The sequence below is a fragment of the Streptomyces sp. NPDC006140 genome, from assembly GCF_040628815.1.
Taxonomy (GTDB): domain Bacteria; phylum Actinomycetota; class Actinomycetes; order Streptomycetales; family Streptomycetaceae; genus Streptomyces.
Window position 1 is genome coordinate 1 of record NZ_JBEXTS010000009.1, and the last position, 14,034, is coordinate 14,034.

The following is a 14,034-nucleotide window of genomic DNA, read 5'->3' on the forward strand; positions in this document are numbered from 1 at the left end:
GAGGACTTCACCTGGTTCGTTCACCAGGCCCGCGAGCTGGGCATGGAGATCGCCCTGGACTTCGCCCTGCAGTGCTCCCCCGACCACCCCTGGGTGCAAAAGCACCCCGAGTGGTTCCACCACCGCCCCGACGGCACCATCGCCTACGCCGAGAACCCGCCGAAGAAGTACCAGGACATCTACCCCATCGCCTTCGACGCGGACATGGACGGCCTGGTCGCCGAAACGCTGCGGGTGCTGCGGCACTGGATGGATGCCGGGGTGCGGATCTTCCGCGTGGACAACCCGCACACCAAGCCGGTCGTCTTCTGGGAGCGGGTCATCGCGGACATCAACCGCACCGACCCCGATGTGATCTTCCTGGCCGAGGCGTTCACCCGCCCGGCGATGATGCACACCCTGGCCCAGATCGGCTTCCAGCAGTCCTACACGTACTTCACCTGGCGCAACACCAAGGAAGAACTCACCGAGTACCTCACGGAGCTGTCGGGCGAGGCGGCCTCCTACATGCGGCCGAACTTCTTCCCCAACACCCCCGACATCCTGCACGCCTACCTCCAGCACGGCGGCCGGCCCGCCTTCGAGGTCCGTGCCGTCCTCGCCGCCACGCTCTCGCCGACCTGGGGCATCTACTCCGGCTACGAACTGTGCGAGAACACCCCGCTCCGGGAAGGCAGCGAGGAGTACCTCGACTCGGAGAAGTACCAGCTCAGGCCCCGCGACTGGGCGGCCGCCGCACGCGAGGGCCGCACCATCGCCCCGCTGCTGACCCGGCTCAACACCATCCGGCGCGAGAACCCGGCCCTCCAGCAGCTGCGCGACCTCCACTTCCACCACGCGGACAAGGAAGCGGTGATCGCCTATTCGAAGCGGAAGGGTTCGAACACGGTTCTGGTCATTGCCAACCTCGACCCCCACCACACCCAGGAGGCCACGGTCTCGTTGGACATGCCGCAACTCGGCCTGGACTGGCACGAGTCGGTGCTGGTGCGCGACGAGCTCACCGGCGAGACCTATCACTGGGGCAGGGCCAACTACGTGCGCCTCGAACCGGGCCATAGGCCCGCGCATGTCTTCTCGGTTCTGCGACCGTCCACCCCGCAGATCGGAGGGTCACCCACAACATGATCGTCAACGAACCCGTTCCGGACACCTTCGAGGACACACCCGCCAGGGACCGCGACCCGGAGTGGTTCAAGCGCGCCGTCTTCTACGAGGTGCTCGTCCGCTCGTTCCAGGACAGCAACGGCGACGGCGTCGGTGACCTGAAGGGCCTGACCGCCAAGCTCGACTACCTCCAGTGGCTGGGCGTCGACTGCCTGTGGCTGCCGCCCTTCTTCAAGTCGCCGCTGCGCGACGGCGGCTACGACGTCTCCGACTACACCGCCGTACTGCCGGAGTTCGGCGACCTCGCCGACTTCGTGGAGTTCGTCGACGCCGCCCACCAGCGCGGCATGCGCGTGATCATCGACTTCGTCATGAACCACACCAGCGACCAGCACCCGTGGTTCCAGGAATCGCGCAAGGACCCGGACGGGCCCTACGGCGACTACTACGTGTGGGCGGACGACGACAAGCAGTTCCCGGACGCGCGCATCATCTTCGTCGACACCGAGGCCTCCAATTGGACCTTCGACCCGGTCCGCAAGCAGTACTACTGGCATCGCTTCTTCTCCCACCAGCCGGACCTCAACTACGAGAACCCGGCCGTGCAGGAGGAGATGATCTCCGCGCTGAAGTTCTGGCTGGACCTGGGCATCGACGGGTTCCGGCTGGACGCGGTGCCGTACCTGTACCAGGAGGAGGGCACCAACTGCGAGAACCTCCCGGCCACCCACGCCTTCCTGAAGCGGGTGCGCAAGGAGATCGACGCGCAGTACCCGGACACCGTGCTGCTCGCCGAGGCCAACCAGTGGCCCGAGGACGTCGTCGACTACTTCGGCGACTACCCGAGCGGCGGCGACGAGTGCCACATGGCCTTCCACTTCCCGGTCATGCCGCGCATCTTCATGGCCGTCCGGCGGGAATCCCGCTACCCGGTCTCCGAGATCCTGGCCAAGACCCCCGCCATTCCCTCGGGCTGCCAGTGGGGCATCTTCCTGCGCAACCACGACGAGCTCACGCTCGAGATGGTCACCGACGAAGAGCGCGACTACATGTGGGCCGAGTACGCCAAGGACCCGCGGATGCGCGCCAACATCGGCATCCGGCGCCGTCTCGCCCCGCTGCTGGACAACGACCGCAACCAGATCGAGCTGTTCACGGCCCTGCTGCTGTCGCTGCCCGGCTCGCCGATCCTGTACTACGGCGACGAGATCGGCATGGGCGACAACATCTGGCTCGGCGACCGGGACGCCGTCCGGACCCCGATGCAGTGGACCCCGGACCGCAACGCCGGCTTCTCCTCGTCCGACCCGGGCCGGCTGTTCCTGCCCACGATCATGGACCCGGTCTACGGCTACCAGGTCACGAACGTCGAGGCGTCCATGGCCTCGCCGTCGTCGCTGCTGCACTGGACCCGCCGCATGATCGAGATCCGCAAGCAGAACCCGGCCTTCGGGCTCGGCTCCTACACCGAGCTGCCGTCGACGAACCCGGCGGTGCTGGCGTTCCTGCGGGAGTACGAGGACGACCTGGTGCTGTGCGTGAACAACTTCTCGCGTTTCGCGCAGCCCACGGAGCTGGATCTCAGCGCCTTCGAGGGCCGGCACCCGGTGGAGCTGTTCGGCGGGGTCCGGTTCCCGGCCATCGGCGAGCTGCCGTACCTGCTGACGCTGGGGGGCCACGGCTTCTACTGGTTCCGGCTCCGCAAGGACACCGTATGAGGTCTGAAACGGCCCTGTGAGGCCAGATACGCGGGGCAGGCCGCAAACCCCCGTGGCGGGGCGTTTCCCCTGCCCCGCCCGGGGCACGCATCAGTAACACCCCGCCCACCCGCGTGAGCCGGAGGGGCGCCCGCCGGCACCGGCTGAAGGCGCCGAGGCGCACCAAGAATGGGTGAAAGGACGCGACGCCATGTCGGAAGCCGTCACACGCACCGTCACCACCCCGCCCGGCCTTCTCGCATCCCTGGATCCGCTGCTGCGGGAGTGGCTGCCGCGGCAGCGCTGGTTCGCGGGCAAGGGACGACCGGTCACCGGGTTCACGCTGGTCGAGGCCACCGAGCTGCTGCCGCCCTCGGCGAAGCTCGGCCTGTACCACCTGCTCGTCCGCGCCCACCAGCCGCTCGTGCCGTCCCACGGGGCGCCCGGCCACCCCGGCGACTGCTACCAGCTGCTGATAGGCGTGCGCGAGGCGCTGCCGCCTCGGCTGGCGCCCGCGCTCATCGGACACGTGCCGTCGGGCCCGCTCGCCGGCCTGACGGTCTACGACGCCCTGCACGACACCAGGCCCGCCGAGCTGCTCCTGGAGGCGCTGCGCACCCGGGCCCGTATCGGCGCGCTCAGCTTCGACCGGGACCCCGACCAGGACATCCGGTCCGGGCTGGTACCGCGCGTGGTGACCGCGGAACAGTCCAACTCGTCGATCGTCTACGGAGATACGTTCATCCTGAAGCTGTTGCGCCGGATCGTCCCCGGGGTCAATCCGGACCTGGAGCTGCCGCTGGCGCTGGCCCGCGAGGACTGCCCCCGGGTGCCCGCGCCGACGGCCTGGATGGTCGCCGACGTCCCGACCGCCGCGGACCCGGTCCTCTCCGCGGGCCCGGCGGACCACGCCGGCCAGCCGTACGTGCTGGGGGTGCTCCAGCCGTTCGTGCAGGGCGCCTCGGACGGCTGGGAGCTGGCGCTGCGCGAACTGGCCAAGGGCGAGGACTTCGGCGCCGAGGCGCGGGCCCTGGGGCGGGCGACCGCCGAGGTGCACACCGCGCTGGCCCGGGCGTTGCCGACGGTCACGCTCGGTCACGCGCAGCTGCGGCTCATGGTCGACGGCATGACCGAGCGGCTGGAGGCGGCCGTCCACGCGGTGCCCGCGCTGCGGCCGTACGCGAGCGGGCTGCGGTCGGCGTTCACGGCCCTCGCCGACCTGGCCGCCGAGGGCCGCACCTGGACCGCGCAGCGCGTGCACGGCGATCTGCACCTCGGTCAGTGCCTGCGCTCGCCGGCCGGCGAGTGGAAGCTGATCGACTTCGAGGGCGAACCGGCCCGGCCGCTGGCCGAGCGGCGCATGCCGCAGCCCGCGGTGCGGGACGTCGCCGGCATGCTGCGGTCCTTCGACTACGCGGCACGCTCGGCCGATCCGCCCCAGCCGGACTGGGCCGAGACCTGCCGCTCCGCGTACTGTTCCGGCTACGCGGAGGCCTCCGGCCGCGATCCGCGCACCGACCCGGTGCTGCTGCGCGCCTACGAGACGGACAAGGCGATCTACGAGGTGGTGTACGAGGCCCGGCACCGCCCCGACTGGCTGCCGGTGCCCCTGGCCGCCATAGACCGGCTCGCCTCGTCCGGCCACCTGACCTGACCTGACCCACCTTCGCCCAGGAGGCTCCGCCCGTGACCCCCCGCCCTGAGTCCAGCGGTTCGCGTCCCCAGGGGACGGCCGGGGAGAAGATCCCCGAGCAGCCCACGGCCGCCCAGAAGAAGAGCGCCGCGAAGAAGACGGCGGTGCCGAAACAGGCAGCGGCGAAGAAGACGGCCCCCGCGAAGACGACCGCCGCCAAGAAGGCCGCCGCCAAGAAGACGCCGGCCGGGCAGTCACCCGCGTCCAAGGCCACCGCGAAGAAGGCGGCGCCGGCGAAGACGACCGCGAAGAAGGCGGTCGCCAAGAAGACGGCACCCGAGAAGGCGGTCGCGAAGAAGGCGGCACCCGCCAAGGCCGCCGCGAAGAAGACCGCTGCCAAGGAGACCACTGCCAAGAAGGCCGTCACGAAGAAGGCTGCCGCGGCGAAACCCACGACGGCGAAGCCCACGACGGCGAAGCCCACGACCGCGAAGTCCACCGCGGCCAAGTCCACGACCACGACGGCGGCTGCCAAGAAGACCGCTGCCAAGAAGACGACGGCCAAGAAGGCCACGGCCACCAAGGCGCCCGCCAAGAAGGCCGCTGCGAAGAAGGCCGCTGTCAGGAAAGCCCCGGCGAAGAAGGCGGTGGCGGGGAAGGCCGCTGCCGCCCAGGTCGTCCCCCCGGAGATGGAGGTCGCCGTCTCGCCCGCGGTGGACGCGGTGGACCGGGAGCGGCTGCTCGCCGGTACACACCACGACCCGCACTCCGTGCTCGGCGCGCACCCCGTGCCCGGCGGCATCGCCTTCCGGGCGTTCCGGCCGTACGCCCGGTCGGTGACCGTGATCGCCGGGGAGCTGCGGGCGGAGCTGCACGCCGACGGCGAGGGGTTCTTCTCCGGGCTGCTGCCGCTGCCGGAGGTCCCGGAGTACCGGCTGCTCGTCGCGTACGAGGGCACGGTCCTGGAGACCGAGGACGCCTACCGTTTCCTGCCCACGCTGGGCGACCTCGACCTGCACCTGATCGGCGAGGGCCGGCACGAGGAGCTGTGGACGGCGCTGGGCGCGCACCCGATGACCCACCAGGGCGTGACCGGCACCCGCTTCGCGGTGTGGGCGCCGAACGCGCGGGGCGTGCGCGTGGCCGGCACCTTCAACTTCTGGGACGGCACCGGCCACGCCATGCGCTCGCTGGGCTCGTCGGGGGTGTGGGAGCTGTTCCTGCCGGACATCGGCGAGGGTGAGCTGTACAAGTACGAGATCACCCGGCCCGACGGTTCGAAGACGATGCGTGCCGACCCGCTGGCCCGCCGCACGGAGGTGCCGCCCGCGACCTCGTCGGTCATCACGTCCTCGGAGTACGAGTGGGGCGACGCCGACTGGCTGTCCCGCCGTGCCGAGGGCCCGGCGCACGAGGCGCCGTTCTCGGTGTACGAGGTGCACCTGCCGTCCTGGCGCCCGGGGCTGACCTACCGTCAGCTCGCCGAGCAGCTCCCCGGCTATGTGAAGGGCCTGGGCTTCACGCACGTCGAGCTGATGCCGGTCGCGGAGCATCCGTTCGGCGGCTCCTGGGGCTACCAGGTCACCGGCTTCTACGCGCCGACGGCCCGGCTGGGCACGCCGGACGACTTCCGGTACCTGGTCGACAAGCTGCACCAGGCCGGCATCGGCGTGATCATGGACTGGGTGCCGGCGCACTTCCCGCGCGACGACTGGGCGCTGGCCGAGTTCGACGGCCGGCCCCTGTACGAGCACGCGGATCCGCTGCGGGCCGCGCACCCCGACTGGGGCACGCTGGAGTTCGACTACGGGCGCAACGAGGTGCGCAACTTCCTCGTCGCGAACGCCGTGTACTGGTGCGAGGAGTTCCACATCGACGGGCTGCGCGTGGACGCGGTCGCCTCGATGCTCTACCTCGACTACTCGCGCGAGCCGGGCCAGTGGACGCCCAACGAGCACGGCGGCCGGGAGAACCTGGACGCGGTGGCGTTCCTGCAGGAGATGAACGCGACGGTGTACCGCAGGGTGCCCGGAGTGGTCACGATCGCCGAGGAGTCCACCGCCTGGGACGGCGTCACCCGCGCCACCCACCACAAGGGCCCGAGCGGTTTCGGCGGGCTCGGGTTCGGGCTGAAGTGGAACATGGGCTGGATGCACGACTCGCTGCAGTACATGAGCCACGAGCCGGTGTACCGCAAGTACCACCACCACGAGATGACGTTCTCGATGGTGTACGCGTACAGCGAGAACTACGTCCTGCCCATCTCCCACGACGAGGTGGTGCACGGCAAGGGCTCCCTGGTGTCGAAGATGCCGGGCGACTGGTGGCAGCAGCGCGCCGGGGTCCGGGCCTACCTCGGCTTCATGTGGGCCCACCCGGGCAAGCAACTGCTGTTCATGGGGCAGGAGTTCGCGCAGGGCGCCGAGTGGTCCGAGGCGCACGGCCCCGACTGGTGGCTGCTGGACCCGGGCTACGGGGCGGAGGCCGACCACCGGGGCGTGCGTGACCTGGTCCGCGACCTCAACACCGTCTACCGCGCCACCCCGGCGCTGTGGCGGCTCGACACCGACCCGGACGGCTTCGAGTGGATCGTCGGGGACGCCGCCGACGACAACGTGCTCGCGTTTCTGAGGCTGGACCCGGAGGGCAACCCGCTGCTCGCGGTGTCCAACTTCGCGCCGGTCGTGCGCCAGGACTACCGCCTGGGCGTGCCCGAGGACGTGCCCGCCTGGCACGAGGCGGTCAACACCGACGCCGCCCGCTACGGCGGCAGCGACGTCACGCGGGCCGACCCGGTCAAGCCCGAGGCGCAGCCCTGGCACGGCCGTCCGGCGAGCATCCGCCTGACCCTGCCGCCGCTGGCCACGGTGTGGCTGCGTCCGGCGTAGGCGGCCTGTGACAGCGCTGTGACGGGAGGAGTGGCTTCCGTCACAGCCCGTCGGGTCCGGGCCTGGTGGGGTGGCCGCATGCGTGCCACCCCGCTCATCCGCCGGCCCGGAAGGGACTGAGGCCCGTGCTGGTGGGTCTCGGTATCTCGGCGGCCTGCGCCCTCGCCGCGATCATCGCCGCCGCCGGGACCGCCGCGATGGCGTTCCCCGGGCGGCCCGAGCCGTGGCCGGTGCATCTGATGCGCCGGGCGGCGGCGATGGCCGCGTGGGCGGCCGCGGCCGTGTACTCCCTGGGCCTCTTCGCCGTGCTGACGTCGGAGTCGGACTTCAACGACGGGGCGAACTCGGTCCCGGCGCCGGCCTGCCGCGACGGCTTCGACCCGGCCACGGTCCACGGCCTGAGCCACCACCGGTCCTCGTACCTGCCGTTGCGCTTCGACTGTGTCCGCGACGACGGCTCCGTCTACTCCAGCGACCCCGGCTACGCGTGGATGAACGGGGCGACGGCGGTCCTCGCCCTCTCCGCCGCGCTGCTCGCCATCGGCGCGGGCTACGCGGTCGAACTGCGCGCCCGGAAGGCCGCCGCGGTGCGCCCGTTCAGCCCTGGCCGCGGAACATCAGCCTTCTGAGCCCGGCCAGCAGGCCCCTGGTCCGGTGGTCCGGCTCCTCGGTAGGCGGCACGCCGCCGCGGTGCTGGGAGGGGGGCCGGCGCATCTCGTAGCGCACCGGCAACAGGCGCAGGCCCCGCACCACCGGGCCCGTCCGCCAGGGCAACTGGTCGGGCGGGAGGGTGAGTTCCACGGTGGTGAGGTGGTCGAGGATGCGGCCCACCGCCTGCGCCACCAGCGCACCGGCGAGTTCCCGCGCGGCCGCGGGGCACTGGTGCTGGCCTGCGCCCCAGCCCAGGTGGGAGCGGGTGCTGAGGGCCGGGTCGACCAGACGCGAGGTGCCGATCGCGAGGAGGTCCTGGTGGGCGGCGGCGGCCGACGGCGATACCGCGTCCCCGGCCCGGATCCAGTAGTTGCCGAGCGGGGTGTCCCGCGCGGCGAAGCGGAAGCACATGTTGGCGACCGGCGGGTTGGCGAGGGCCGCCCGGTTGACCGTCTCGCCCGGTTGCCCCGCCGCCAGGCTGCGGCGGACGGTGGCGTTGCCGCGGATGACCTCCAGCAGGGTGTTGAGCACCATGTTGCCCGTGATGTCGTTCAGGTAGACCGCGTTCATGAACAGCTCCCGGCCGAGCTGTTCGTCGGACAGCTGCGGGTCGGCCAGCAGCAGGTACGAGGTGAGGTCGTCGCCGGGGCGGGCCCGGCGGTGGGCGGCGAGCCGCGTGAAGGCCGCCAGGGCCCGGGCGGTGGCGGGTTCGGCGCCCGGGCCGCCGTCGAGCATCCGCCACAGGTCCATGACGAGTTCGTCGCCGAGGTCCACCGGACAGCCGAACAGCTTCGTGGTGACCATGAGCAGCAGCGGCCGGGTGTACTGGGCGCCCAGGTCGGCGAAGCCGGCCGAGCCGGACTCGGCGGCCAGCAGCGCGACGAGACCGTCCGCGTACCGGGAGACGGCCGCCCGCAGCTCCCAGCCCTGCGGGCCGCGCGCCTCCTGGAAGGGCCGCAGCGCGGTGTGCAGGGTCTGGCGGGCGGCGCGGTGTTCCTCGTCGTCCATGAACATCGTCTGCCGCACCTCGTACCCGGCCAGCAGCGGCCAGCCGGACGGCAGTTCGCCCTGGGCGCGGGCCCGCCAGTAGCGGATGTCGCGCCGCCAGAGGGACTCGTTGCGCAGCACGTCGAGGACCTCGCGGTAGCCGAGGACGAGCCACACGGGCACGCCCATCAGCCCGACCGGTGCCACCGGGCCGTGGCGGCCGCGCAGCCGCCGGTAGACGGCCGCGGGGTCGGCGTCGAACTCCGAGGTGAGCAGCGGCTCGACGGGCAGCGATCCGATCACCGGGCTGTCGTCCGGCGCGGCCGCGTAGGGCTGGGCTTCCATACGGCAACGCTTACCGCACCGGACGTGCACGGGCAGTGACTACGCCACGAACTGTTACCGCTCCTACACGAAGGCGTCCGCCAGCGCCTTCGGCAGCTCCCCGGTGTGCAGCACGCCGAGCCGCTGGGTGGCCCGGGTCAGGGCCACGTACAGGTCGCTGGTGCCGTACCGGCCGGGCTCGACCACGAGGACGGAGTCGAACTCCAGGCCCTTGGCCTGGCGAGGGTCGAGGAGCACGACCGTCTGGGTGAGGTCGGGTTCGGCGCCCGCCGTGACGCCGTCCAGCCGGGCCGCGATGCCCCGGTGGAGGTCGCGCGGCGCGATCACCGCGAGCCGTCCCTCGGCCGGGGTGAGTTCCCCGACGGCCTTGGCGACGGCGCCGGGCAGGTCGTCGGTGGCCCGGGCCCAGGGGCGTACGCCGGTGGAGCGGACCGAGCTGGGCGGCTCGAACTCCGGGTTCTCGGCGCGGACCACGGCCGCCGCGACGTCCATGATCTCGGCGGGGGTGCGGTAGTTGACGCCCAGGCGGGTGTGCTCCCAGCGGTCCTCGACGTACGGGGCGAGGATGCCCGACCAGGAGCCGACGCCGGCCGCCTCCGCGGTCTGGGCGGGGTCGCCGACCAGGGTCATCGAGCGGGTCGGGCTGCGCCGCATCAGCAGCCGCCACGCCATCGGCGACAGCTCCTGCGCCTCGTCGACGATGATGTGCCCGAACGCCCAGGTGCGGTCGGCGGCGGCGCGCTCGGCGGCGCTGCGGTGGTCGTCCTCCTCGTGCCGTTCGGCGAACCGCTCGGCGTCGATGATGTCGTGCGCGGACAGCACCTCGGAGCTTTCGGGGTCGTCCTCCTCCTTGTCCTCGAACTCGTAGGTCCGGGAGGCGTACGACACGTCGAGCACGCCCTGCGCGTAGGCGATCTGCCGCTCCCGCTCGCGCTCGGCGCGCTCGCGGGCCAGCCGGTCGTCCTCGCCGAGGAGTTCGGCGGCCTCGTCGAGCAGCGGCACGTCCGCGACGGTCCAGCGCCGGGTCACCGGGCGGCGTACGGCGTCGGCGTCCTCGGCGGGCAGGAACTCCTCGGGCGCGGCGAGGAAGTCCGCGACGAGCCGCTGCGGGGTCAGCACCGGCCACAACTGGTCGATGGCGGACCACACTTCGGGGTTCTCGGCGAGGTCGTCGCGGATCTGGGTGATGTCGCTGGGGTCGAGCAGGCTGGAGCCGTCGAAGGGGTCGGTGCCGATCCGCTCGGCGTACAGGTCGGTGAGCGCGTTGAGGATGTGGCCCTCGAAGTGCTCGCGGGCGGCGTTGTGCGGCAGCTTGGCGGCGCGGGTGCGCTCGCGGGCGACGTTGACCAGGCCGTCGTCGAGCATGAGGACCTCGCGGTCGTGCTCGATGGCGATGACCGGGTCGGGCAGCGCCTGCCGGCTGCGGACGACCTCGGCGAGCACGTCGGCCATGCCGGCGCGGCCCTTCACGGCGGCCGCCTCGGGCGTGTCCGTGGCGGTCGCCTTCACGCCCGGGTACAGCTCGCCGACGGTCGCGAGGAGCACGCCGGTCTCGCCGAGGGAGGGCAGCACCTCGCCGATGTAGCCGAGGAACGCCGGGTTGGGCCCGACGATCAGCACCGCCCGCTTGGCGAGCAGTTCGCGGTGCTCGTAGAGCAGGTAGGCGGCGCGGTGCAGGGCGACGGCCGTCTTGCCGGTGCCCGGGCCGCCCTCCACCACCAGGACGCCGCGGTGCGGGGCGCGGATGATGCGGTCCTGGTCTGCCTGGATGGTCTGCACGATGTCGCTCATGCGGCCGGTGCGGGCCGAGTTGAGCGCGGCGAGCAGCACGGCGTCGCCCGAGGGGTCCTCGTGGCCGGTGCGGGTCTCGTCGCCGAGGTCGAGGATCTCGTCGTGCAGGTGGGTGACCCTGCGGCCGTCGGTGGCGATGTGCCGCCGGCGCCTGAGGCCCATCGGGGTGTGGCCGGTGGCCAGGTAGAAGGGCCGGGCGACGTCGGCGCGCCAGTCGATCAGGACGGGCGTGCGCTCGGCGTCGTCGGTGCGCAGGCCGATACGGCCGATGTGGTGGGTGGTGCCGGAGGTGAGGTCGATGCGGCCGAAGCACAGGGAGCCGTCCACCGCGTTCAGCGCGGCGAGCAGCCCGGAGCGCTCGGCCACGAGGATGTCCCGCTCCAGTCTGGCCTGCATGGGGGTGTTGCCCTGCGCGAGCGCGTCCGTGACGGAGGTCTCGGCGTCGCCGCGCAGCGCGTCCACGCGCGCGTACAACCCGTCGATGAATTCCTGTTCCTGTCGCAATTCATCGTCCGGAAATTCGGTGTTTGACAATTCCGCTCCCGCCCGGATATACTGTGCTCACTAAGCTTCTCCGTGGCTCCAATCGACTTGAAGTCACGAACAGACAAATATACGCAAGGAAATCCCCCGGGCGCAATTGCCCGGGGGATTTCCTCGTGTCGGGGCGGCTCTCTACAGCACGTCGGACAGCTCCTCCAGCAGCTTCCGCTTGGCCCGCGCGCCCACCATGGCCTTCACGGGCTCGCCGTCGCGGAACACCATGAACGTCGGCATGGAGAGCACCTTGCAGGCGTTGGTGGTCAGCGGGTTGTGGTCCACGTTCAGTTGCACCACCTTCAGCCGGTCGCCCTCCTCGAAGGCGAGGGCCTTGAGCACCGGCGCCATCTGCCGGCAGGGCGGGCACCAGTCGGCGGTGAACTCCACCAGGACCGGCGGCTCCGCGCCGATCACCTCGGCCTCGAAGTCCGCGTCCGTCACGTCGGTCACCATGGGTGCCTCCCCAGCTCGCAACTCGGCTCCGGACCTCCCGGAGCCTCGGCCTCGGCGGCCAGCTCGGCCCGCGCCAGCTGCCGCGCGACCGTCTCCCGGACGGTGCTCAGCTGGTCGATGAGCAAGTCGAGTTCGTCCAGCTTGCGCCGGTAGACCGCGAGGGACGCCGGGCAGGAGTCGCCCTCGGGGTGCCCGGCACGCAGGCACTCCACGAAGGGCCGCGTCTCCTCCAGGTCGAACCCGAAGTCCTGCAGCGTCCGGATCTGCCGCGGCAGCCGCAGATCGCTCTCGTCGTAGGTCCGGTATCCTCCCCCAAGCTCTCGGCTCCGCTCGAGCAGGGGGGACCCCCATCCGTGCGCCGCGCGGGCAGCAGGCCCCGCGCCTCGTAGTACCGCAGCGTCCGCGTCGTGGTCCCGGCGCGGGCGGCCAGCTCGCCGATTCGCATGCGCACGAACGTAATCCTTGACCCCGACGTCAAGGCAACAGCGGTTTCCGCTCCACCGGTGAGGTCAGCACGATCGAGGTCGTGGTGCGGCCCAGCGCGGAGATCTCCTCCAGGACCTCCTCCAGGTGGACGGTGTCCCGGACGGCGACCTTGAGGAACCAGCAGTCCTCCCCGACCACGTGGTGCACCTCGGTGATCTCGGGGCGCTCGATCAGCTCCAGGGTCCTGGGGTGCTTCAGGGTGTAGCCGCCGTGCGGATCGACCCGTACGAACGCCTGGATGCCGTAGCCGAGCCGGGCCGGCACGACGTGGGCGCCGTAGCCGCTGATGACGCCCGCCGACTCCAGTCGCCGCACCCGCTCGGTGACCGCCGCGGGGCTGAGCCGGACCCGGCGGCCCAGCTCGCTGAGCTTGATCCGGCCGTCGGTCTGGAGCAGTTCGAGGATCTGCCGGTCCAGCGCGTCGAACCCCACCGATGTTTCGTTGGCGGCGGCCCGAAGATGCCGTGGTTCTTTCGGCGTGGCGGCCGTAGCTCCCATGGTTCCCCCTTCAGCACGTGGATGTGCGCCGGGAGAATTATGGTCATGGAAAAGGCCCGGGAAGTACTGGTCATCGGCGGGAACCGCTACGTCGGAAAGCGTCTGATCGCACGGCTGCTCGCCGAGGGGCACCGCGTCACGGTGCTGAACCGGGGGTCCGCCCCGCCGCCCGCCGGGGTGGAGCACCTGGTCGCCGACCGGGACGACGAACGGTCGCTGACCGGCGCGCTCGGCTCCCGCGTCTTCGACGCCGTCGTCGACCAGGTCTGCTACACACCGCGCCAGGCGGCGATCGCCCGCCGCGTCTTCACCGGCCGAACCCGCCGCTATGTGCTGACCTCGACGGTCGAGGTGTACGAGTACGAGGACTCCCCCGTCCTCGTGCGCGAGGAGGCCGTCGACCCGTCCACCGTCACCGTCGACCTGGACCTGCCGTGGGACGACCCCGCGTTCCGGGAGTCCCACTACGGGGAGGGCAAGCGGCAGGCCGAGGCGGTGCTCGCCGCGGGCCCGGGGTTTCCGTCCACCAGCGTGCGGGTCGCCCATGTGCTGGGCGGGGACGACGACTTCACCGGGCGGCTGGCCCACTACGCCGACCGCATGCGCGCCGGCGAGCCGATCGCCGTCCCGGCCGTGAACCGTCCGGCCACCTATGTGTACGTCGAGGAGATCGCCCGCTTCCTGGCCTGGGCGGCGGGCCAGGACTTCACCGGGCCGGTGAACGCCGCCTCCCACGGGACGCTGACCACCGAGGAGTTGTGCGCGGCGGTGGCCGCGCGGGTCCCGGGCGGCAGGGCCGTGTTCCGGCCGGTCGAGGTCGGCGAGGTCTCGCCGTTCTCCTTCCGCCGCTCCTACGGCATGGACAACACCCGGGCCGCCCGGCTCGGCTTCGCCTTCACCGACGCCCGGCAGTGGCTGCCGACGGCCGTCGCCGAGACGCTCGGGAAGGGCGACTGAC

General features: G+C 71.6%; 9 protein-coding genes and 2 pseudogenes. 6 read left to right on the forward strand and 5 right to left on the reverse strand.

The genetic code is table 11. From position 1 onward, the window contains the following. The 5 genes and pseudogenes from ABZ386_RS22845 to ABZ386_RS22865 all read left to right on the forward strand — a co-directional run. Positions 1 to 1,128, forward strand: a pseudogene (locus tag ABZ386_RS22845) (alpha-1,4-glucan--maltose-1-phosphate maltosyltransferase); the annotation flags it as partial. Then, the gene (gene treS / locus ABZ386_RS22850) at positions 1,125 to 2,825 is read left to right on the forward strand and encodes a maltose alpha-D-glucosyltransferase (protein WP_351342597.1); all 1,701 of its coding nucleotides are present in this window, start codon (positions 1,125 to 1,127) and stop codon (positions 2,823 to 2,825) included. The pseudogene ABZ386_RS22845 and the gene treS, both read left to right, overlap by 4 nt. A gap of 190 nt (positions 2,826 to 3,015) precedes the next feature. Continuing rightward, a complete protein-coding gene (locus tag ABZ386_RS22855) occupies positions 3,016 to 4,458 on the forward strand; it encodes a maltokinase (protein ID WP_351342595.1) in 1,443 nt (480 codons plus the stop codon). A 32-nt stretch (positions 4,459 to 4,490) separates the two neighbouring features. Beyond that, on the forward strand, positions 4,491 to 7,325 hold the full coding sequence (gene glgB, locus ABZ386_RS22860) for a 1,4-alpha-glucan branching enzyme (RefSeq protein ID WP_358965687.1): 2,835 nt from the start codon (positions 4,491 to 4,493) through the stop codon (positions 7,323 to 7,325). 125 nt (positions 7,326 to 7,450) lie between these two features. Further along, entirely contained in the window at positions 7,451 to 7,954 is a 504-nt protein-coding gene (locus ABZ386_RS22865; protein ID WP_358965689.1) for a hypothetical protein, read from the forward strand. Here the strand turns inward: ABZ386_RS22865 and ABZ386_RS22870 are convergent. The 5 genes and pseudogenes from ABZ386_RS22870 to ABZ386_RS22890 all read right to left on the reverse strand — a co-directional run bounded on the left by ABZ386_RS22870 (position 7,923) and on the right by ABZ386_RS22890 (position 13,010). After that, positions 7,923 to 9,308 carry a cytochrome gene (locus ABZ386_RS22870; protein WP_351342589.1) on the reverse strand — a complete coding sequence of 462 codons (1,386 nt, stop codon included), beginning with the start codon at positions 9,306 to 9,308 and terminating at the stop codon, positions 7,923 to 7,925. The genes ABZ386_RS22865 and ABZ386_RS22870 overlap by 32 nt on opposite strands. A 63-nt stretch (positions 9,309 to 9,371) precedes the next feature. After that, positions 9,372 to 11,603, reverse strand: coding sequence for an ATP-dependent DNA helicase (locus ABZ386_RS22875; RefSeq protein ID WP_351342587.1), 2,232 nt, complete (start codon positions 11,601 to 11,603; stop codon positions 9,372 to 9,374). Between the two features lie 171 nt (positions 11,604 to 11,774). After that, entirely contained in the window at positions 11,775 to 12,089 is a 315-nt protein-coding gene (locus tag ABZ386_RS22880; protein ID WP_355722857.1) for a thioredoxin family protein, read from the reverse strand. Further along, positions 12,086 to 12,537 (reverse strand): annotated as a pseudogene (locus ABZ386_RS22885) (MerR family transcriptional regulator). The gene ABZ386_RS22880 and the pseudogene ABZ386_RS22885 overlap by 4 nt, the downstream one beginning before the upstream one ends. Positions 12,538 to 12,566: 29 nt before the next feature. Further along, positions 12,567 to 13,010: an Lrp/AsnC family transcriptional regulator gene (locus ABZ386_RS22890; RefSeq protein ID WP_351342583.1), complete on the reverse strand. Its 444-nt coding sequence runs from the start codon at positions 13,008 to 13,010 to the stop codon at positions 12,567 to 12,569. A gap of 105 nt (positions 13,011 to 13,115) precedes the next feature. Between ABZ386_RS22890 and ABZ386_RS22895 the strand changes: the two genes are divergently transcribed. Beyond that, positions 13,116 to 14,033: an NAD-dependent epimerase/dehydratase family protein gene (locus tag ABZ386_RS22895; protein ID WP_358965691.1), complete on the forward strand. Its 918-nt coding sequence runs from the start codon at positions 13,116 to 13,118 to the stop codon at positions 14,031 to 14,033. The last annotated feature ends 1 nt before the right edge of the window (position 14,034 follow it).

What these genes read in the sequence shown, in the direction of transcription:
- ABZ386_RS22895 (WP_358965691.1), top strand. Translation starts at nt 13,116, where the DNA reads ATGGTCATGGAAAAGGCCCGGGAAGTACTGGTCATCGGCGGGAACCGC.
- ABZ386_RS22855 (WP_351342595.1), top strand. Translation starts at nt 3,016, where the DNA reads ATGTCGGAAGCCGTCACACGCACCGTCACCACCCCGCCCGGCCTTCTC.
- treS (WP_351342597.1), top strand. Translation starts at nt 1,125, where the DNA reads ATGATCGTCAACGAACCCGTTCCGGACACCTTCGAGGACACACCCGCC.
- ABZ386_RS22870 (WP_351342589.1), bottom strand. Translation starts at nt 9,308, where the DNA reads ATGGAAGCCCAGCCCTACGCGGCCGCGCCGGACGACAGCCCGGTGATC.